General features: G+C 71.4%; 16 protein-coding genes, 2 tRNA genes and 1 pseudogene. 12 read left to right on the forward strand and 7 right to left on the reverse strand.

The window, feature by feature from the left end:
• Positions 1 to 228 precede the first annotated feature (228 nt).
• From gyrB to DSZ44_RS14705, 6 genes and pseudogenes are all read left to right on the forward strand, one after another.
• Positions 229 to 2,253 (forward strand): DNA topoisomerase (ATP-hydrolyzing) subunit B, encoded by a 2,025-nt coding sequence (gene gyrB / locus DSZ44_RS14685; protein WP_110853442.1) that lies wholly within the window; start codon positions 229 to 231, stop codon positions 2,251 to 2,253.
• 95 nt (positions 2,254 to 2,348) lie between these two features.
• Positions 2,349 to 4,838: a DNA gyrase subunit A gene (gene gyrA, locus DSZ44_RS14690; protein WP_110853443.1), complete on the forward strand. Its 2,490-nt coding sequence runs from the start codon at positions 2,349 to 2,351 to the stop codon at positions 4,836 to 4,838.
• A 374-nt stretch (positions 4,839 to 5,212) separates the two neighbouring features.
• Positions 5,213 to 5,578 (forward strand): annotated as a pseudogene (locus DSZ44_RS19100) (DUF3566 domain-containing protein); the annotation flags it as partial.
• Between the two features lie 104 nt (positions 5,579 to 5,682).
• Positions 5,683 to 5,756: transfer RNA gene (locus DSZ44_RS14700), tRNA-Ile, on the forward strand.
• 29 nt (positions 5,757 to 5,785) lie between these two features.
• Positions 5,786 to 5,941, forward strand: a complete 156-nt coding sequence (locus DSZ44_RS18395; RefSeq protein WP_181424662.1) for a DLW-39 family protein — start codon at positions 5,786 to 5,788, stop codon at positions 5,939 to 5,941.
• Between the two features lie 40 nt (positions 5,942 to 5,981).
• A tRNA-Ala gene (locus DSZ44_RS14705) sits at positions 5,982 to 6,057 on the forward strand.
• Between the two features lie 90 nt (positions 6,058 to 6,147).
• On the opposite strand, the gene DSZ44_RS14710 is transcribed toward DSZ44_RS14705, so the two are convergent.
• The gene (locus tag DSZ44_RS14710) at positions 6,148 to 6,873 is read right to left on the reverse strand and encodes a hypothetical protein (RefSeq protein ID WP_110853383.1); all 726 of its coding nucleotides are present in this window, start codon (positions 6,871 to 6,873) and stop codon (positions 6,148 to 6,150) included.
• Positions 6,874 to 7,068: 195 nt separating this feature from the next.
• Here DSZ44_RS14710 and DSZ44_RS14715 point away from each other — a divergent pair, with 195 nt between their 5' ends.
• Complete coding sequence (locus DSZ44_RS14715) at positions 7,069 to 7,590, forward strand: peptidylprolyl isomerase (protein ID WP_110853384.1); 522 nt, start codon at positions 7,069 to 7,071, stop codon at positions 7,588 to 7,590.
• A 154-nt stretch (positions 7,591 to 7,744) separates the two neighbouring features.
• Positions 7,745 to 8,440, forward strand: coding sequence for a rhomboid family intramembrane serine protease (locus tag DSZ44_RS14720; RefSeq protein ID WP_309146720.1), 696 nt, complete (start codon positions 7,745 to 7,747; stop codon positions 8,438 to 8,440).
• Positions 8,441 to 8,595: 155 nt separating this feature from the next.
• Here DSZ44_RS14720 and DSZ44_RS14725 read toward each other — a convergent pair whose 3' ends face one another.
• Entirely contained in the window at positions 8,596 to 8,844 is a 249-nt protein-coding gene (locus tag DSZ44_RS14725) for a cell division protein CrgA (protein WP_110853386.1), read from the reverse strand.
• 147 nt (positions 8,845 to 8,991) lie between these two features.
• On the opposite strand from DSZ44_RS14725, the gene DSZ44_RS14730 reads away from it, so the two are divergent.
• The 4 genes from DSZ44_RS14730 to DSZ44_RS14740 are packed head-to-tail and all read left to right on the forward strand — an operon-like array spanning position 8,992 to position 11,336.
• Positions 8,992 to 9,717, forward strand: a complete 726-nt coding sequence (locus DSZ44_RS14730; protein ID WP_110853387.1) for a DUF881 domain-containing protein — start codon at positions 8,992 to 8,994, stop codon at positions 9,715 to 9,717.
• Positions 9,718 to 9,760: 43 nt separating this feature from the next.
• Positions 9,761 to 10,555 (forward strand): class E sortase, encoded by a 795-nt coding sequence (locus tag DSZ44_RS14735; RefSeq protein ID WP_110853388.1) that lies wholly within the window; start codon positions 9,761 to 9,763, stop codon positions 10,553 to 10,555.
• Positions 10,555 to 10,719, forward strand: coding sequence for a hypothetical protein (locus tag DSZ44_RS18400; RefSeq protein WP_181424663.1), 165 nt, complete (start codon positions 10,555 to 10,557; stop codon positions 10,717 to 10,719). The genes DSZ44_RS14735 and DSZ44_RS18400 overlap by 1 nt, the downstream gene beginning before the upstream one ends.
• The gene (locus DSZ44_RS14740) at positions 10,716 to 11,336 is read left to right on the forward strand and encodes an aminodeoxychorismate/anthranilate synthase component II (RefSeq protein WP_110853389.1); all 621 of its coding nucleotides are present in this window, start codon (positions 10,716 to 10,718) and stop codon (positions 11,334 to 11,336) included. The genes DSZ44_RS18400 and DSZ44_RS14740 overlap by 4 nt, the downstream gene beginning before the upstream one ends.
• 214 nt (positions 11,337 to 11,550) lie before the next feature.
• On the opposite strand, the gene pknB is transcribed toward DSZ44_RS14740, so the two are convergent.
• Genes pknB through DSZ44_RS14765 form a run of 5 tightly spaced genes read right to left on the reverse strand, consistent with a single transcriptional unit; the run spans position 11,551 to position 18,698 of the window.
• Positions 11,551 to 13,458 carry a Stk1 family PASTA domain-containing Ser/Thr kinase gene (gene pknB / locus DSZ44_RS14745; protein ID WP_110853445.1) on the reverse strand — a complete coding sequence of 636 codons (1,908 nt, stop codon included), beginning with the start codon at positions 13,456 to 13,458 and terminating at the stop codon, positions 11,551 to 11,553.
• Between the two features lie 2 nt (positions 13,459 to 13,460).
• Positions 13,461 to 14,525 carry a serine/threonine-protein kinase gene (locus tag DSZ44_RS14750; RefSeq protein WP_110853390.1) on the reverse strand — a complete coding sequence of 355 codons (1,065 nt, stop codon included), beginning with the start codon at positions 14,523 to 14,525 and terminating at the stop codon, positions 13,461 to 13,463.
• 2 nt (positions 14,526 to 14,527) lie between these two features.
• A complete protein-coding gene (locus DSZ44_RS14755; protein ID WP_110853391.1) occupies positions 14,528 to 15,985 on the reverse strand; it encodes a peptidoglycan D,D-transpeptidase FtsI family protein in 1,458 nt (485 codons plus the stop codon).
• Positions 15,982 to 17,418: an FtsW/RodA/SpoVE family cell cycle protein gene (locus tag DSZ44_RS14760; protein ID WP_110853392.1), complete on the reverse strand. Its 1,437-nt coding sequence runs from the start codon at positions 17,416 to 17,418 to the stop codon at positions 15,982 to 15,984. The genes DSZ44_RS14755 and DSZ44_RS14760 overlap by 4 nt, the downstream gene beginning before the upstream one ends.
• Positions 17,418 to 18,698, reverse strand: coding sequence for a PP2C family protein-serine/threonine phosphatase (locus DSZ44_RS14765; protein ID WP_110853393.1), 1,281 nt, complete (start codon positions 18,696 to 18,698; stop codon positions 17,418 to 17,420). The genes DSZ44_RS14760 and DSZ44_RS14765 overlap by 1 nt, the downstream gene beginning before the upstream one ends.
• Positions 18,699 to 18,701 lie beyond the last annotated feature (3 nt).

Consider the following 18,701-nt stretch of genomic DNA (forward strand, 5'->3'; position numbering starts at 1 on the left):
CGCTGCGCAGGACACCGTCGGGCGACCAATCACACTGTGGATGAACTTGTGGATATGCGGTGATTCGGGCGCCCACGCAGTAGAATCGGGTGACCCCGCCCGCGGGGTGTCGGCTGGAGTCACACCCCCGGGCAGTAGTGGTGCCAGGTGCACCGTCCCGGACCAGGCGACGGTGCGGTACTGCGCCGCGACGAATGACGAGGAGAGCCCCAGACAGTGGCTGACGAGATGCCCCCGAGTACCGGGACGAGCCAGCCGGACGCCGGCTACGACGCAACGAACATCACGGTTCTCGAGGGCCTGGAGGCCGTCCGCAAGCGTCCGGGCATGTACATCGGTTCCACCGGTGAGCGCGGCCTGCACCACCTCGTCTACGAGGTCGTCGACAACTCCGTCGACGAGGCCCTTGCCGGGCACGCGACGACCATCGACGTGACGATCCTTCCCGACGGCGGCGTGCGCGTCGTCGACGACGGTCGCGGCATCCCCGTCGACATCGTCGAGTCCGAGGGCAAGCCGGCCGTCGAGGTCGTCCTCACCGTCCTGCACGCCGGCGGCAAGTTCGGTGGCGGCGGCTACGCCGTCTCCGGTGGGCTGCACGGCGTCGGCGTGTCCGTCGTCAACGCCCTGTCCACGCGCCTGCACGTCGAGGTCCACCGGGCCGGCGACATCTGGCGCCAGAGCTACCAGGACGGTGTCCCCACCGCGCCGCTCGCCCGCGTGGGCAGCACCGAGCGGACCGGGACCACCGTGACGTTCTGGCCCAACGGCGACATCTTCGAGACCACCGACTTCGACTTCGAGACGCTGCGCGCCCGCTTCCAGCAGATGGCCTTCCTCAACAAGGGCCTGCGCATCACCCTGGTCGACGAGCGCGCCGGCGTCACCGACGCGGGCGACGAGGTGACCGGTGACGACCAGGGCACCGCCGACGACGCCCGCCCGGGCCACCGGGAGGTCAGCTACCGCTACGAGAACGGGCTGCGCGACTACGTCGAGCACCTGAACTCGGCCAAGAAGGTCGAGCTCGTCAACCGCGAGATCATCGACATCGAGTCCGAGGACACCAGCCGGCAGATCTCCCTCGAGATCGCCATGCAGTGGACCAGCGCCTACTCCGAGTCGGTCCACACCTACGCGAACACCATCAACACCTCCGAGGGCGGCACCCACGAGGAGGGCTTCCGTTCGGCTCTCACCTCGCTCATCAACAGGTACGCCAAGGACAAGGGCCTGCTGAAGGACAAGGACGACAACCTCACGGGCGACGACATCCGTGAGGGCCTGACCGCCGTCATCTCGATCAAGCTCGGCGAGCCGCAGTTCGAGGGGCAGACGAAGACGAAGCTCGGCAACACCGAGGCGCGGACCTTCGTCCAGCAGGTCGTCTACAGCCACCTCGGCGACTGGCTCGACGCGCACCCGAACGAGGCCAAGGACGTCATCCGCAAGGCGCTCCAGGCGGCGGCGGCACGGATGGCGGCCCGCAAGGCTCGTGAGGCAACCCGCCGCAAGGGTGCCCTGGAGTCGGCGTCGATGCCGGGCAAGCTCAAGGACTGCTCCACGCGCGACGCCACCCGCTCGGAGATCTTCATCGTCGAGGGCGACTCCGCCGGCGGCTCCGCCGTCCAGGGGCGCGACCCCGAGACCCAAGCGATCCTGCCGCTGCGCGGGAAGATCCTCAACGTCGAGAAGGCCCGCCTGGACAAGGCGCTGGGCAACCTCGAGATCCAGGCGCTCATCACGGCGTTCGGGACCGGGATCGGCGAGGACTTCGACATCTCCAAGCTGCGGTACTACAAGATCGTGCTCATGGCCGACGCCGACGTCGACGGCCAGCACATCACCACGCTGCTGCTCACCATGCTCTTCCGTTACATGCGCCCCCTCATCGAGGGCGGGCACGTCTATCTCGCCCAGCCGCCGCTCTACCGACTCAAGTGGACCAACGCGCCGCACGAGTACGTGTACACCGACCGCGAGAAGGACGCCCTCCTCGCCGAGGGCGCCGCCGCCGGGAAGCGGCTGCCCAAGGACAGCGGGATCCAGCGCTACAAGGGTCTGGGCGAGATGAACGAGCAGGAGCTGTGGGACACCACGATGGACCCCGACACCCGCACACTGCGGCAGGTCACGGTGGGAGAGGCCGCGGCCGCGGACGAGGTCTTCTCCGTGCTCATGGGCGAGGACGTCGAGTCCCGTCGTGAGTTCATCCAGCGCAACGCGCACGACGTGCGCTTCCTGGACATCTAGACCCTCCCTGCCCCGCTCTGCCTGCCGAAGGATAGAAGGACGAAGTGACCCAGCCCCCCATCGACCACGTCGAGCAGGTCGACCTCAAGCTCGAGATGCAGCGCTCGTACCTCGACTACGCGATGAGCGTCATCGTCGGACGAGCGCTGCCGGACGTTCGCGATGGCCTCAAGCCGGTGCACCGCCGCGTGCTCTACGCGATGTACGACGGCGGGTACCGCCCCGACGCGTCGTTCAACAAGTGCTCGCGCGTCGTCGGCGAGGTCATGGGGCAGTACCACCCGCACGGTGACACGTCGATCTACGACGCCCTCGTGCGTCTCGTGCAGCCGTGGTCGATGCGCTACCCGCTCATCGCCGGGCAGGGCAACTTCGGCTCCGCGGGCAACCTCGGCGCGGCGGCCCCCCGCTACACCGAGTGCAAGATGGCGCCGCTGGCCATGGAGATGGTCCGCGACATCGACCAGGCCACCGTCGACTTCCACGACAACTACGACGGCAAGAACCTGGAGCCCGACGTCCTGCCGGCGAGGTTCCCCAACCTCCTCGTCAACGGCTCCGAGGGCATCGCCGTCGGCATGGCCACCCGCATCCCGCCGCACAACCTCCGCGAGGTCGCGGACGGCGTGCAGTGGTTCCTCGAGAACCCGGACGCGAGCAAGGAGGAGCTGCTCGAGGCGCTCCTGGAGCGCATCAAGGGCCCCGACTTCCCCACCGGCGCGACCATCCTCGGACGCCGCGGCATCGAGGACGCCTACCGCACCGGACGCGGGTCCATCACCCAGCGCGCCGTGGTCAACGTCGAGGAGATCCAGGGCCGGCAGTGCCTCGTGATCACCGAGCTGCCCTACCAGGTCAACCCGGACAACCTCGTCACGAAGATCGCCTCACTCGTCCACGACGGCCGGCTCCAGGGCATCGCCGACATGCGCGACGAGTCCTCCGGGCGCGCCGGCCAGCGCCTGGTCATCGTGCTCAAGCGTGACGCCGTCGCCAAGGTCGTCCTCAACAACCTCTTCAAGCACACCCAGCTGCAGGACAACTTCCCGGCGAACATGCTCGCCCTCGTCGACGGCGTGCCCCGCACGCTCAGCCTGGACGCTTTCGTGCGCCACTGGGTCACGCACCAGATCGAGGTCATCGTCCGGCGGACCCGGTTCCTCCTCAACCGGGCCGAGGAGCGTATCCACATCCTGCGCGGCCAGCTCAAGGCCCTCGACATGCTCGACGAGGTCATCGCGCTCATCCGCGCCTCCGAGAGCGGGGACGCCGCGCGCGGGGGGCTCATGGACCTTCTCGAGATCGACGAGGTCCAGGCCGACGCGATCCTCGCGATGCAGCTGCGCCGCCTCGCGGCCCTCGAGCGTCAGAAGATCGTCGACGAGCACGACAAGATCGAGGCGGAGATCCGGGAGTACAAGGACATCCTCGCCTCCCCGCAGCGGCAGCGGACCATCGTGTCCGAGGAGCTCGGCTCCATCGTCGCGAAGTACGGCGACGAGCGCCGCACCACCGTCGTGCCCTACGAGGGTGACATGTCGATGGAGGACCTCATCCCCGAGGAGGACGTGGTCGTCACGATCACCCGGGGCGGTTACGCCAAGCGCACGCGGACGGACAACTACCGCTCCCAGCGCCGTGGCGGCAAGGGCGTGCGTGGCGCGCAGCTGCGCGAGGACGACATCGTCGAGCACTTCTTCGTCACCACCACCCACCAGTGGTTGCTCTTCTTCACCAACATGGGCCGCGTCTACCGTGCCAAGGGGTACGAGCTTCCCGAGGGTGGGCGCGACTCCAAGGGCCAGCACGTGGCCAACCTCCTCGCCTTCCAGCCCGACGAGCGCATCGCGCAGGTCGTGGCGCTGCGCAGCTACGAGGACGCCGACTACCTGGTCCTCGCGACCCGCTCGGGCCTGGTGAAGAAGACCCGTCTGCAGGAGTACGACACCAACCGCACCGGCGGCATCATCGCGATCAACCTCCGCGAGGACGGCGACGGCGAGCGGGACCGGCTCGTGTCCGCCCAGCTCGTCAACAGCGACGACGACCTGCTGCTGGTGTCGCGCAAGGGACAGTCGATCCGCTTCACCGCGACCGACGAGGCCCTGCGTCCGATGGGCCGCTCCACCTCCGGCGTCACCGGCATGAAGTTCCGCGAGGACGACGAGCTGCTCGCCATGGACGTCGTCCGTCCGTGGTACGAGAACGCGGCGCTGTTCGTCGTCACCGAGGGCGGGTATGCCAAGCGCACGGCCGTCGAGGAGTACCGCGTCCAGGGCCGTGGCGGTCTGGGGATCAAGGTCGCCAACCTCGTCGAGGCACGCGGCGACCTCGTCAGCGCGCTGCTCACCAGCCCGGAGGCCGAGGTTCTCGTCATCATGGAGCGGGGCAAGATCGTCCGGTCCGCGGTCGCCGAGGTCAGCCTCACCGGGCGGAACACCCAGGGCGTCATCTTCGCCAAGCCCGACAAGGGCGACCGGATCATCGCGGTCGCTCGCAACGCCGAGCGCGACGCCGATGGCGTAGCGTCGACCCCTGAGGAGACCGAGGAGCCCGCCGAGGGCGACGATGGAGGAGACGCATGAGCAGCACCACGCCCGGTCAGGGCGGCGCGGGGGACGTGACCCCGCCGGAGGGTGAGTCGCCCCGCCCGGCCCAGCAGGACCGTGCCGCCATGCGGACCAGCCTCGCTGAGCGCTTCGCCGCAGCCCGCGGCGTGGAGGAGCACCCCGTCGTCCCGCGCCCCGACGACACCGCACCGGTGAGCACGACGGCCACCAGCCACGTCCGCCCCGGGTCCTCCGGCGTCGCCGGTGGCTCGGCCGCGGCTCCCCGCTACGGCGCCACGGCCACGAGCAGCAGCGGGCCGGCCACGGCGCCGCAGCCGGCCGCGCAGCCGGCCGAGCGCGAGACCCGGACGGCGCCCGCGGCAGACGACCCGCGCTCGGGCGCGCGCCCGGCCGCCGGACCGCGCCGCGTGCGCCTGTCCGTCGCCCGCGTGGACCCGTGGTCGGTCATGAAGCTGTCGTTCCTCCTGTCGATCGCGGTGGGCATCGGGATCGTCGTCGCGGCGGCCGCGATGTGGTTCGTCCTCGACTCGATGCACGTGTTCGCGGACGTCGAGGAGCTTCTCGTCACGCTCGACTCGGAGAACTTCCTCCGGCTCATGGACTACGTCCAGCTCGACCGCGTCATGTCGATGGCGGCCATCATCGCCGTCGTCGACGTGCTGCTCCTCACGGCGCTGTCGACCCTGGGTGCCTTCCTCTACAACATCGTCGCGGCTCTCGTCGGTGGCGTGCACCTGACGCTGACCGACGACTGAACTGTGGCGAACGCGACGTCCGCGCCCGGCCCTACGGGTTTGGGAACGACGAGCGCGCTGGGGTAGTCTGCTGCGGCACCCACGGCCACGCGCCAGGGTGCATCGGGCCTATAGCTCAGACGGTTAGAGCGCTTCCCTGATAAGGAAGAGGTCGCTGGTTCGAGTCCAGCTAGGCCCACCCGATCATCACCCGAGGAGGAGACCCGCATGAAGAAGATCCTCGGACTGGCCGCGCTGGCGGGCGCCGGCTACGCCGTCTGGACCAAGGTCAAGGCCGACCGCGAGGAGCGGGAGCTGTGGGCCGAGGTCACCGACAGCTTCGGCGGGAACACCTTCCCCGAGCCGGGCACCACCACCGCCTGACCACGGGTAGCATTCCCCTGCCGGTCACGCACCGGCGCCGGGGGCCATGGCGCAATTGGTAGCGCACCTGCTTTGCAAGCAGGGGGTTGCGGGTTCGAGTCCCGCTGGCTCCACCACCGCCAGCAGCACGACGACCATGTGGTCGTCGGCCGGCACCTGAACGCAGGAGGCCCGGGACCTCAGGTCCCGGGCCTCCTGCGTGTGGGTCAGGCGTTGCGGGTGGTGTCGACGTCGCTCTCGTCGCGACCTGCGTCGATCGGCGTGGTCTCGGTGTTGACGGCACCGGCCTCGGTCTCGGTCTCCTCGGCCACCGTCGCGGCGTCGCCCGCGGGCTCGCCGTCCTCGGTGCCGGCCGGGACGGCCGAGACCTGGGACGAGCTGTCGTTCGGTGTCGTCACGGTGGTGTCCTCCCAGTACTCCTCGGCCCACGGGTCGTCCACGGGCTGCGTGCGGCGCCACAGCAGGTAGCCGGTACCAGCGGCAGCGGTGCCGACGAGGATCCACCCGACCTTCTTGCCGGCGCCACCCTTCTTGGGCTTGGTGGTCATGGCCTTCTGGGCGGCCTTGCTCGCCTTGGTGGCGCGCTCGCTGACGGTGCCCTTGCCCCCGGCGGCCTCCGCGGCGTCGTGCATCGCCCTCTGCACACGCGGCAGGTAGTCGTCCACGATCCGGTCGCGGGTGGTGTCGACGACGGGACGCGCCTTCTCGGCCGCGGCCTCGATCTTCGGGGCAGCGACCTTGACGCCGTCGCGCAGGGCCTTGTCGATCTTGGGGGCCGCGACGTCGGTGGCCCAGTCCCTGCCCTGCCCGGCGAGAGAAGCGGCGAGCTCGCCGGCCTTGCCCGCCTGCTCGCCGAGGACGTGCCCGAGCTCGACGGCCTGCTGGCGGACCTTATCGGTGTCGACCTCGCGGGTCTTCTGCTTGCGCGACATGTGCTCTCCCTCGTGACTGACAGGTACGTGTGGCTCATCGTCCCACCGCGGGCAGACGAGCGCACCATTCCCAGGGCCGATATCTCGCCGTGCGGCGCTCGGCGACCCTGTTCTGGTCCCACCCTGCCACGTCCGCGCGCCGGGGGCACGGGCCGCACCTGCGCACACCGAGGAGGGCGTGAAAGGATCGGCGGCATGGAAGCAACTGTGCACACGAACCTCGGGGACATCGTCATCGAGCTGTTCCCCAACCACGCCCCCAAGACCGTCGACAACTTCGTCACCCTCGCCAAGGGCGAGCGGACCTGGACCCACCCCGAGACGGGTGAGGAGACCAACGAGCCGCTGTACAACGGCGTCGTCTTCCACCGCGTCATCCCCAACTTCATGATCCAGGGCGGTGACCCGCTGGGCACCGGCACCGGTGGCCCGGGCTATACCTTCGACGACGAGATCCATCCGGAGCTCGACTTCACCGAGCCCTACGTCCTCGCCATGGCGAACGCCGGCAAGATCGGTGGGCGCGGCACCAACGGCTCCCAGTTCTTCATCACGACGGCGCCCACCACCTGGCTCCAGGGCAAGCACACGATCTTCGGTCGCGTGGCCGACGGCGCCAGCCGCGCGGTCGTCGACAAGATCGGGACGACGCCGACGGGGCGCGGGGACCGGCCGGTCGAGGACGTCGTCATCTCCTCGATCACCGTCACCGACTGATCGGATGACCGAGAGTCCGTACGGGCAGGCCGGTGCCGAGGCGGCACCGGCCTGCCCGCGGCACCCTGACCGGGTCTCCTACGTCAGGTGCCAGCGCTGCAACCGCCCCGTCTGCCCCGAGTGCCAACGGCCCGCAGCGGTAGGGGTGCAGTGCGTGGACTGCGTCGCCCGCGCCCAGTCCGCCCTGCCCACCCGGCGCACCGTCTTCGGCGGGCGCGCCCGCGAGGGGCGACCGGTCGTGACGATGGCGATCATCGCGCTGTGCCTCGTCGCCTACGTGGTGCTCCGGGCGGCGGACGCACGGGTGCCGCTCGTCTTCGTGCCCTTCGCCGGGGAGAGCGAGCCCTACAGGTTCCTGTCCGCGGCGTTCCTCCACGGCGGCTTCCTCCACCTGGCCGTCAACATGTACGCGCTGTGGATCGTCGGTTCCGTGCTCGAGCCGGCCCTGGGTCGCTGGCGCTTCGCCGCGCTCTACCTCGTCAGCGCCGTCGGTGGCTCGGTCGGGGTGCTGCTCTTCGCCTCCCCGTACGAGATCGAGTGGATCACCCCGGTGGTCGGTGCCTCGGGTGCGGTGTTCGGGCTCTTCGGCGCCGTGGGGCTGGCGCTACGCCGCCTGGGCCGGGACACGACGCAGATCCTCGTCCTCATCGTCATCAACACCGTCATCGGCTTCACCATCCCGAACATCGCCTGGCAGGCCCACCTCGGTGGGCTGGTGACTGGTGCGCTGCTGGCTGCGGCGTACGTGTACGCGCCGCGCAGCAGGCAGACCGCCACGGGTGTGGCGGCCACGGTGCTCGTGGCCCTCGTCGTCGTCGCGCTGGCCGTCGCGAAGTACGCGATCACCTGAGACTTACACGGGTGTAGTTCTCCACAGGCTTGTGCACACCTGTGGACTTACACCGGTGTAGTTCTCCACAGGTTGCTCCACAGCTGTGGGCAACGTGGTGGGACGACGGAGCGCCGGCTCCCCAGAGGGAACCGGCGCTCGCGACGCGGCTGGCCTCAGCGCCAGCGCAGGGTCATGAGGAACCCGACGAGCAGGACGACGAAGCCGATCGCCAGGTTGAGGTTGCCGATACCCGGGATCGGGCCGGCGGCCTGGACGATGTAGGTGACCACCACCCACAGCATCCCCACGACCATGAGGACGACGGCGGTCGGCACCCACCAGCGAGGGCTCTCCTTGGCCTCGGCGGGCGCGGTCGGGGGCGTGTACGTCGCCTTCTTCTTGCGGCGCTTGGACTCCGGCACTGTCAGCTCTCCTTCGGGTGTTCCGCCCGGCTGGCGGTACCTCGGTTCTGTACGGGGGCGTCGCCGCCCTTTCGAGGCCGCGGCACCTCCCTTAGCGTAGTGGTCGGGAACGTCTGTGGGGGCCAACGTGTTGACCGGGAGGTGAGGATGTCCGAGCCAGGTACACCCGACCGCCGACGCGGGTCCGTCGCCGTCGGGCTCGTCGCGGCTCTCGCGGGCCTCCTCTTCGCGACCAGCGCGACGCTCCTCGAGGACGACGCGGACCGTTCCCCGACCAACCTCGTCGACCTCGCCCGGGTCGAGACGGCGCGCCTGGAGGACAACGAGGCCGAGGTCGCCGCCCTGCGCAAGCAGCGCGACGCGCTCGTCGCGGCCCAGCAGCCGGCGACCGAGCCGGACGCCACGGGCAGCGACCTCGCCGCCCTCGCGGCCGGACGGCTGCCCGTGACAGGTCCTGGGGTCGTCGTCGAGCTCTGGGACGCGCCCGCGCCGCCCGACCTCACCGCCAGCGGCCTGCACCCCGACGACCTCGTCGTCCACCAGCAGGACCTCGAGGCGGTCATCAACGCCCTGTGGTCCGGCGGGGCGGAGGCGATGATGATCCAGGACCAGCGCATCACGGCGACGTCGTCGGTGCGCTGCGTCGGCAACGTCCTGCTCCTCCACGGGCGGCACTACTCCCCGCCCTACCGGATCTCCGCCATCGGCGACCCGGACGCCCTGCGCGACGCGGTGGAGACCTCGCCGGGCGTGGCCGTCTACCTGCAGTACGTCGACAGCGTGGGACTGGGGTGGTCCTTCGAGGAGTCCGAGACGATCGACATGCCCGCCTACACCGGGTCGCTGCGTCTGAACCACGCCCAGGCCGGGTGAACTACCCTCGACCTGGACACTTCCACCGACAAAGGACCCCGTGATGGCCACGCTCGACCAGCTCGAGGAGCTGCCCTGGCAGCAGGACGGCAACGAGCCGCCGCGCCGTGCCCGGCCGCGCCGCCAGAAGCGGGGTTTCTTCTCCACGCTCGTCGGTGTCGTCGGCGAGCTCATGATCACCGCGGGTGTGCTCCTCGGCCTGTTCGTCGTGTGGCAGCTGTGGTGGACCGACGTCGAGGCGCACAGCTACCAGGCCGAGGTGCTCCAGGAGTGGGACAAGCGCGAGAACACCATCGAGGCACCGCCCCAGGAGGGCGAGCGGCGCACCGACCCGCCGCCGATCCCCGACGCCGTCGCGGAGGGAGAGCTGCTGGGCACGATGTACATCCCGCGGCTCGGCGACGACTACCGCGTCACCATCGCCCACGGCGTGGGGCTGGGCGACGTCCTCAACGAGGGCTACATCGGGCACTACCCGGACAGCCAGCTGCCGGGCGAGACCGGCAACTTCGCCACGGCGGCCCACCGGCAGTCCTACGGCGCGCCGTACCGGGAGATCGAGCAGATCGTCGTCGGTGACTCCCTCATCGTGGAGACGACCGACGCCTACCTCGTCTACGAGGTGACGGACACCGAGATCGTCCACCCCTCCCAGGTGGAGGTCATCGCGCCCGTGCCGAACGAGCCGGGCGTGGCGCCCACCGAGCGGATGATCACCCTGACCACCTGCCACCCGCTGTTCTCCGCGGCCGAGCGGTGGATCACCTACGGCGAGTTCCAGTACTGGATCGACAAGAGCGACGGCAAGCCGGCCGAGCTGCTCGAGGAGGGACGCTGATGTACGGCGCACTGTGGCGGGTCCTGCCGGGGCCCGTGTGGTTCCGGGTCATCCTCGCGCTCCTGCTCGCGGCGGCGGTCGTCTACGCCTGCTTCACGTGGCTCTTCCCGGAGATCGCCCCCTACATGCCCTTCAACGAGACGACGATCGAGGACGGCACATGACCCGGATCCTGGTCGTGGACAACTACGACAGCTTCGTCTGGACGATCGTCGGCTACCTCGAGCAGCTCGGCGCGAGCACCCTCGTGCAGCGCAACGACGACGTGACCGCCGACCCGCGGGACTTCGACGGCGTCCTCGTCTCTCCGGGACCGGGCACCCCCAAGGAGGCCGGGGCGAGCCTCGAGGTCATCGAGCGCTGCGCCGAGCACCGCGTGCCGATGCTCGGGGTGTGCCTGGGGCACCAGGCGCTCGGGGAGCTCTACGGGGGCACGGTCACCCACGCCGCCGAGCTCATGCACGGCAAGACCTCGCCGGTGGAGCACGACGGTTCCGGCGTGTTCGCCGGCCTGCCCTCGCCCTTCACGGCCACCCGCTACCACTCCCTCGCGGTCGAGACCTCGACAGTGCCGGAGGAGCTCGTCGTCACCGCGACGACGGCCGGGGGCGTCGTCATGGGCCTGCAGCACCGGGAGCTGCCGCTCCATGGGGTGCAGTTCCATCCGGAGTCGGTGCTCACCGAGCACGGGCACCGGCTGCTGGCGACCTGGCTGACCGTCACGGGCGACGCCGAGGCGACGGCCCGCAGCGCCGGCCTGGCGCCCCTCGTCCGCGCGTAGCGCCGCCCGCGCCCGCCCCGCGGGCTCAGGGTGTGGCGTTCTGGCCCTCAGCGGTCCACAGGTCCACACTCAGGCGCTCGGCTGTCGAGGCGCGCCGTCTCGGGGGCGCCCGTCGCGGCGGGCGAGCATCCCGGCCACCCGTGAACGCACGAACGGCAGCCCCGTCGGGGGCGTCGAGCGTGACCGTTCGTGCGTCTGTGCGCGAGGCTGCGGATCAGGGTCCGTTGCCGCGGCCCTGGTCGCGGCCGAAGTCGCTGTTGCCGGGGCCGACCGCGGAGGTCTCCTCGTCGGTGGGCTCGTCCTCGGGCGGCGGCTCCTCGTCGCTCGGGGGCTCGTCGTCGGACGGGGTCGTGGGCTCGGGCGGCGGCTCCGGGGCGGGCTCTGCGACGACGAGCTCGATCGACGTCAACCTCGGCACGGTGCCGGAGCGGCTCTGCTCGAGGACCGTGCCGGGTTCGAAGTCGCCGGTCTCCCGCGCGGTGCGGGTGACGGAGATCCCGAGCTCGGCGAGCGCGTCGCGCGCCTCCTCGAACGTCGTCGGATCGCCTGAGGGGTCGCTGGCGAAGTCCGGAACCTCGACGTTGCCGGTCGCGATGTGGAGGACCACCTCGGAGTCGGGCTCGATGGCCACGCCGGCCTCCGGCTCGGTCTGGGCGACGCGGTCCTGCTCGTAGTCGGGATCGTTGATGGGCCGGTAGGTGATGCGGACGGGGATCCCCAGCTCCTGCTCGGAGAGCTGGTCCTGCGCCTGGCGCTGGCTCAGGCCGATGACGTCGGGCATCTCCACGGCCTCGGGGCCCGAGGAGAAGCTGACGGTGACCGTCTCACCCTCCTCGACCGTCGCGCCGACCTCCGGGTCGGAGCTGACGAAGAGGCCGGGCTCGATCTCGGCGGAGAACTCCGGGTCCCCGATGGCGAAGGTGAGTCCCTCCTCCTCCACGGCCTCCCGGGCCTCGGTCTGGTCCATGCCCTCGAGCTCGGGCACGGTGACGGTGGCCGGCGCGACGGGCTCGTCCGCGTCGTCCCTCGTGAGGAGCAGGTAGGCCACACCGGCCGCGGCGAGGAGGCCGACGAGCACGAGCAGCCACACCCACCACGGGGAGCGCCGGTCCTCCTCCGCGTCCTCCTCGGCGGCGACGGCGGTGCGCGTGCGGGCGGCCGGCATCGCCTGGGTGGCAGCCGGGCTGGCCCCCATGACGGTGGTGGGCTGGCTCGCGGCGGCAGCGGCGGCGGCCCACGTGCTCGTGGCCGGCGCGCTCACGGCGCCGCCACGCAGCGCGGCCTCGAGGTCGCTGCGCATCGCGGTGGCGTCGGGGTAGCGGTCCTCGCGGTCCTTGGCCAGCGACTTGAGGACGATGCGGTCCAGCGCCTCAGGGATGTCGGAGGCGACCTCGCTCGGCGGCTTGGGGATCTCGCGGACGTGCTGGTAGGCCACCGCGACGGCGGAGTCACCGCTGAAGGGCGGCTGACCGGTGAGCAGCTCGTACAGGAGGCAGCCGGTGGAGTAGATGTCGGAGCGGGCGTCGACGACCTCGCCGCGCGCCTGCTCGGGCGAGAGGTACTGTGCCGTGCCGACGACGGCGTGGGTCTGGGTCATGGTGGCCGCGGAGTCGGCCATCGCGCGGGCGATGCCGAAGTCCATGACCTTGACCTGGCCGGTGGGGGTGAGCATGACGTTCCCGGGCTTGATGTCCCGGTGGACGATGCCCTCGCGGTGGGAGTACGCCAGCGCGGACAGCACCCCGATGACGATCTCGCTCGCCTCGTCGATGGGGACGGCCGAGCCGTCGGTGAGGAGGGACCGCACGGTGTGGCCCTCGACGTACTCCATGACGATGTACGGGACGTGGGCGCGCTCGCCCGCGGAGGTGACGACGTCGTCCTCGCCGGTGTCGTAGACGGAGACGATCGCGGGGTGGTTGAGGGACGCGGCGGACTGCGCCTCGCGGCGGAAGCGGGCCTGGAAGGTGGGGTCGCGCGCGAGGTCGGAGCGGAGCACCTTGATCGCGACCGTCCGCGAGAGCCGGTTGTCGTAGCCGATGTAGACCTCGGCCATGCCGCCGCGACCGATGAGCTCGCGGACCTCGTAACGTCCGGCGAGCACCTTGGGTACTTCGTCCACCACTAGCGGTTCCTCACTGTCAGTCGTTCGGCTCGAGTCTCCGGGCTGCTGCTCGCCGGCTGGTCCCCGCCCAGGGCAAGGGTACCGAGGGTCAGCGCCAGCACCGCGGCGAGCGCGAGGCCGGCGCCCACGACGGTGAGCCAGAGCCGGTCGGCGGCCAGCTCCGCCCACGTGGGGCGCCGCCACCGGCGCTCGGGGCGGCTCGGTGGTGGCGAGGGCGGGACGACGTCCGCGGAGGGGGTGGCGTCGTCGGCGGCGACGAGAGCCCTCATCCACCGGGCGACGGCCGCGGCGGAGGGAGGGCGCTCGGCCGGGTCCTTGGCGAGCAGCGCCGTGACGAGCTCACGGACGGGCGGGGGCACGTCGTCGGGCAGCGGCGGCAGGGGCGTCGACACGTGCGCCATCGCGATGTCCACCTGGGTGGGGCCGGTGAACGGGCGCCGGCCGGCGAGGGCCTCGTAGGCGATGACGCCCAGGGCGTAGACGTCCCCGGCGGGCCGGGCGGGGCGGCCCATGGCCAGCTCGGGCGGCAGGTACTGGGCGGTGCCCATGACCATCCCGGCGGCCGTGAGCGCCGGCTGTCCCGCGCCGAGGGAGATGCCGAAGTCGGTGAGCTTGGCGGTGCCGTCGTCCATCACCAGGATGTTGGACGGCTTGACGTCCCGGTGGACCACCCCGGCCTGGTGGGCGGCGTGCAGGCCGTCGGCGCACTGGGCGAGCACGGGCAGCAGCTGCGCGGGGGACAGGGTGCCCTCCCGCCCGAGCACCTGCGACAGCGGCTCGCCGGGCACGTACTCCATGACGAGGAACCCACCGCCGTCCTGCTCCCCGTAGTCCAGCAGCACCGCGACGTTGGGGTGGACGACGCCGCTGGCGTTGCGGGCCTCGGCGCGCAGGCGCGCGAGGGACGCGGCGTCCCCGAGGAGGTCCTCGCGCAGCACCTTGGCCGCGACGGTGCGGCCCAGGAGGAGGTCGCGGGCGCGCCACACCTCACCCATGCCGCCGACGGCGATGCGGTCGGTGAGCTCGTAACGCTCACGGAGGAGGTGGCCGGCCCGTATCGCCATGGTCAGTCCGCCAGCAGCGCGGCGAGAACCTCGCGCGCGATCGGTGCCGCGGTCGTCCCCCCGGACGCGACGTCACCCTCGATGCCGCCGTTCTCGACGACGACGGCGACCGCCACCTGCGGGTCGTCGGCCGGTGCGAAGGAGGTGAACCATGCGTGCGGGGGCGCGTCGGTGCCACTCTGCGCCGTGCCGGTCTTGCCGGCGACGGCGATACCCGGCAGCTGGGCGGCGCTGCCGGTCCCGTCGGCCACGACGCTCGTCATGAGTTCGGTCAGCACCTGCGCCGTCTCCGGGGTGACGGACTGGCGCAGCACGGTGGGCTCGGTGGTGGCGACGACCTCGAGGTCGGCGTTGCGCTCGGTCGCCACGAGATGGGGCTGCAGCTGCTCCCCGCCGTTGGCGATCGCCTGGGACACCATCGCCATCTGCAGCGGGGTCACCCGCACGTTGAGCTGGCCGATCGCGGACATGGCGGTCTGCGCGGCGTCCATGTCCGCGGGGAAGGTGGACGGCGTGACCCGCAACGGGATGCGCAGCTCCTGGCCGAAGCCGAAGGCTTCGGCCTGCTCGGCGAGCCGCTCCGCCCCCAGGTCCATCCCCAGCTGGGCGAAGGTCGTGTTGCAGGACTGCTCCATCGTGTACCGCAGCGGAGCGGTGTCCTCGGACGTGCAGGCGATCCCGCCGGGGTTGTTGACCACCTGGGTGGACTGCGGCAGCTGGAGCTCGGCGGGGGACGGCACCGGGCTGTCCGCCTCCAGGTCCTGGTCCTCGATCGCGGCGGCGACCGTGACGACCTTGAAGGAGGAGCCGGGCGCGTACAGGTCACCGGCGATGGCGCGGTTGACCAGCGGGTCCGCCGGGTCGGCGAGCAGCGTGTCGTAGGCCTGCTGCGCGGCGGCCGCGTCGTGGGTGGCGAGGTCGTTGGGGTCGAAGCTCGGCTTGGAGACCGAGGCGAGGATCGCGCCGGTGCGTGTGTCCAGGGCGACGACGGAGCCGCGCTGGTCGCCCAGGGCGTCCCACGCGGCCTGCTGGGCGGCGGGGTCGAGGGTGAGCTCGACGGACCCGCCCTGCGGCTGGCGGCCGGTGACGAGGTCCTGGATGCGCTGGACGGCGAGTGAGTCGGCGGTGCCGCCGAGGACGCCGTTGGCGGCCTGCTCCATACCGGTCATCGAGCTGAGGGCGGCCGCGAAGTAGCCCGTCGTGTGCGCGTACAGGAACGGCTCGGCGTAGCCGCGCTGGTAGCCGTAGGCGGTGTCGACCGGCGTGGAGGAGGCGACCGCCTCCCCGGCGACGATGATGGGGCCGCGGTCCTGGCCGTACTCGCGGTAGATCGTGCGGACGTTGCGGCCGTCGGCGTTGAGGGAGGGGGCCTGGACGAACTGGACGGACGTCGCGGCCATCATGAGGGCGAGGAACATGAGCGCGACGATGGTCGTCAGCCGCCGGACGGGCGTGTTCACGAGAGCCTCACCACCTCGGTGGGGTTCGCGTCGTCGCCGGTGGGGCGGAAGCTCACCTCGGCGACGTCACCGCTCGTGTCGAGCGGCCCGATCGGCAGGTCCCCGCTCATCGCGACCGGGCGCCGGGCGGCGTCGGAGATGCGCAGCAGGAGCGCGACGATCACCCAGTTGACCACGAGCGAGGAGCCGCCCTGCGCGAGGAACGGCATCGTGAGGCCGGTGAGGGGGATGAGGCGGGTGACACCGCCGACGACGACGAAGCACTGGAAGGCGACGACGAAGGACAGGCCGGAGGCGAGCAGGGTCCCGAAGCCGTCGCGCACCCCGATGGCCGCCCGCATGCCGCGCTGGGCGAGGACGAGGTACATGAGGAGGATCGCCAGCAGGCCGGTGAGTCCGAGCTCCTCACCGAGCGAGGCGATGATGAAGTCCGACTGGGCGTAGGGCACGATGTCCGGCCGGCCCTGGCCCCAGCCGGTGCCCATGAGCCCGCCGGACGCCATCCCGAACAGGCCCTGGACGACCTGGTAGGAGCCGCCGAACTCACGGGAGTAGATGTCGGGGTCCAGCGCGTTCAGCCACACGTCGAAGCGGTCGCTCACGTGCCCGAGCGCGGTGGCGGCCAGCGCCGCGGCGCCGCCGAAGAGGAGCAGGCCGATGAGCACCCAGCTCACCCGCTCGGTGGCGACGTAGAGCATGGCGACGAAGAGCGCGAAGAACAGCAGCGCGGTGCCGAGGTCCCGCTGGAAGACGAGGACGACCAGCGCCACGGCCCAGGCGAGGAGGATCGGGCCGAGGTCGCGCACCCGGGGCAGCTGCAGGCCGAGCACGCGCCGGCCGGCCAGTGCCAGGGTGTCGCGGTTGGTCACGAGGTAGCCGGCGAAGAAGACGGCGAGCAGGACCTTGGCGAGCTCGGCCGGCTGGAAGGACATCGAGCCGAGGGAGATCCAGATGCGGGCGCCGTTGATCGTGCGGCCCAGCCCCGGCAGGAGCGGCAGGAGCAGCATGACCAGGCCGACGATCATCGACAGGTACGTGTAGCGCCGCAGCAGCCGGTGGTCGCGCAGCGCGATGACGACGGCCACGGCCGCCGCGATCCCGAGCATCGTCCACAGCACCTGGCGGGAGGCGAAGGCACTGTCCTCGGCGATGTCGATGCGGTGGATCATCGCCAGGCCGAGGCCGTTGAGGGCGACGGCCACCGGCAGGATGACGGGGTCGGCGTAGGGTGCGCGCCACCGCAGGACGACGTGCGTGGCGAGGGCCAGGACGACGAGCACCCCCGCCTGGGTGACGATGCCCGCGGGTGGGGTGCCCTCCGTCGCCAGTCCCACCTGGAGGTAGGCGTACAGGCCGATGGCCAGGCCGAGCAGGAGGAGGACGAGCTCGACGCCGCGTCCCCGGCGGCCGGGCTGCTGGCTGACGATCGCCATCAGCCGGCCTCCGCCGTCGGCGTGGACGTAGGGCTCGGGGAGCGGGTGGTGGACGGCGTGGGCGCCGGCTCGGCCGGACGTACCTCGTCGCGCAGCTCTGCCACGCGGTCCTGGGCCTGATCGAGCGAGGAGACGGTGATCGTCGCCTCGAGGCGGTCGCGCGCGTAGCCGGGCAGCTCGTCCAGGCGCAGGTCGGTGCGCGAGTGGACGGCGGACAGGGTCAGCGGTCCGAGCTCCTGGGGGATGCCGCGATAGATCGTCACCACCTCGCCCTCGGGCGCGAGGAAGTACTGGGTCTGGGTCCACCGGTAGCCGAGCCACCCGCCGGCGCCGACCAGCGCGAGCACGAGCAGGGTGAGGAGGGTGCGCCCGATCCACCGCCGCCGACGGGGCGGCTCGGGGTCGTCCTCGTCGGGTGACGGGGAGGTGGGGGAGAGGGCGGCGGCCCGCCCGGCGGCGCCGGAGGTGCCGCGGGTGCCGCGGAGGCGGTCCGTGGCGGCCGCGCCGACCACCTGCGGACCCGAGGCGGGGACGAGACCGGCGGGCAGGTCGTCGGAGTCGAGGAAGTCGGCGACGACGCAGGTGACGTTGTCTGGCCCGCCGCCGCGGAGTGCGAGGTCGATGAGCTCCTCGGCGCAGCGACCGGGGTCGGTCACGCGAACGAGGGTCTCGGCGATGGTCTCGGTGCTGACGACACCGGACAGCCCGTCGGAGCACAGCAGCCAGCGGTCACCGACACGCACCTCGCGGACCGACTCGTCGAGGATGACGTCCCCGTCGGTGTCGCCGAGCACGCGCAGGAGCACCGAGCGCTGCGGGTGGCGCTCGGCCTGCTCGGGGCTCAGCCGTCCCGTCTCGACGAGGTGCTGCACGAAGGTGTGGTCGGTGGTGACCTGCGTGAGCTCGCCGTCCCGCAGGAGGTAGGCGCGGGAGTCGCCGATGTGCACCATGGCGATCTTGTTGCCCGAGCGCAGGAGGGCGATGCAGGTGGTGCCGAGCCCGGCGAGCTCCGGATCGGCCTCTGCTCGCTCCTCGAGGTCGGCGTGGGCGGCGGAGACCGCGTCACGCAGGCTGGGGAGGAGCTCATCCGCGGGCGGGTGGTCGTCGTCGAGGTGGACGAGGTGGGCCAGCGCGACGGAGGAGGCGATGTCGCCGCCGGCCGGCCCGCCCATGCCGTCGGCGAGGACGAGCAGGTAGGGGCCGGCGTAACCGGAGTCCTGGTTGCTCGAGCGCACGAGCCCGACGTCGGAGCGGGCGGCGTAGTTGGCAGTCAGTGGCATGGG

The organism is Georgenia satyanarayanai (assembly GCF_900116375.1).
Classification (GTDB): Bacteria; Actinomycetota; Actinomycetes; order Actinomycetales; family Actinomycetaceae; genus Oceanitalea; species Oceanitalea nanhaiensis.

Excerpts from the sequence above, each read along its gene's own strand:
- gyrB (WP_110853442.1), top strand. The coding sequence starts at position 229 with ATGCCCCCGAGTACCGGGACGAGCCAGCCGGACGCCGGCTACGACGCA.
- gyrA (WP_110853443.1), top strand. The coding sequence starts at position 2,349 with ATGCAGCGCTCGTACCTCGACTACGCGATGAGCGTCATCGTCGGACGA.
- DSZ44_RS18395 (WP_181424662.1), top strand. The coding sequence starts at position 5,786 with ATGAAGAAGATCCTCGGACTGGCCGCGCTGGCGGGCGCCGGCTACGCC.
- DSZ44_RS14710 (WP_110853383.1), bottom strand. The coding sequence starts at position 6,873 with ATGTCGCGCAAGCAGAAGACCCGCGAGGTCGACACCGATAAGGTCCGC.
- DSZ44_RS14715 (WP_110853384.1), top strand. The coding sequence starts at position 7,069 with ATGGAAGCAACTGTGCACACGAACCTCGGGGACATCGTCATCGAGCTG.
- DSZ44_RS14730 (WP_110853387.1), top strand. The coding sequence starts at position 8,992 with ATGTCCGAGCCAGGTACACCCGACCGCCGACGCGGGTCCGTCGCCGTC.
- DSZ44_RS14735 (WP_110853388.1), top strand. The coding sequence starts at position 9,761 with ATGGCCACGCTCGACCAGCTCGAGGAGCTGCCCTGGCAGCAGGACGGC.
- DSZ44_RS18400 (WP_181424663.1), top strand. The coding sequence starts at position 10,555 with ATGTACGGCGCACTGTGGCGGGTCCTGCCGGGGCCCGTGTGGTTCCGG.
- DSZ44_RS14740 (WP_110853389.1), top strand. The coding sequence starts at position 10,716 with ATGACCCGGATCCTGGTCGTGGACAACTACGACAGCTTCGTCTGGACG.
- DSZ44_RS14750 (WP_110853390.1), bottom strand. The coding sequence starts at position 14,525 with ATGGCGATACGGGCCGGCCACCTCCTCCGTGAGCGTTACGAGCTCACC.
- DSZ44_RS14760 (WP_110853392.1), bottom strand. The coding sequence starts at position 17,418 with ATGGCGATCGTCAGCCAGCAGCCCGGCCGCCGGGGACGCGGCGTCGAG.
- DSZ44_RS14765 (WP_110853393.1), bottom strand. The coding sequence starts at position 18,698 with ATGCCACTGACTGCCAACTACGCCGCCCGCTCCGACGTCGGGCTCGTG.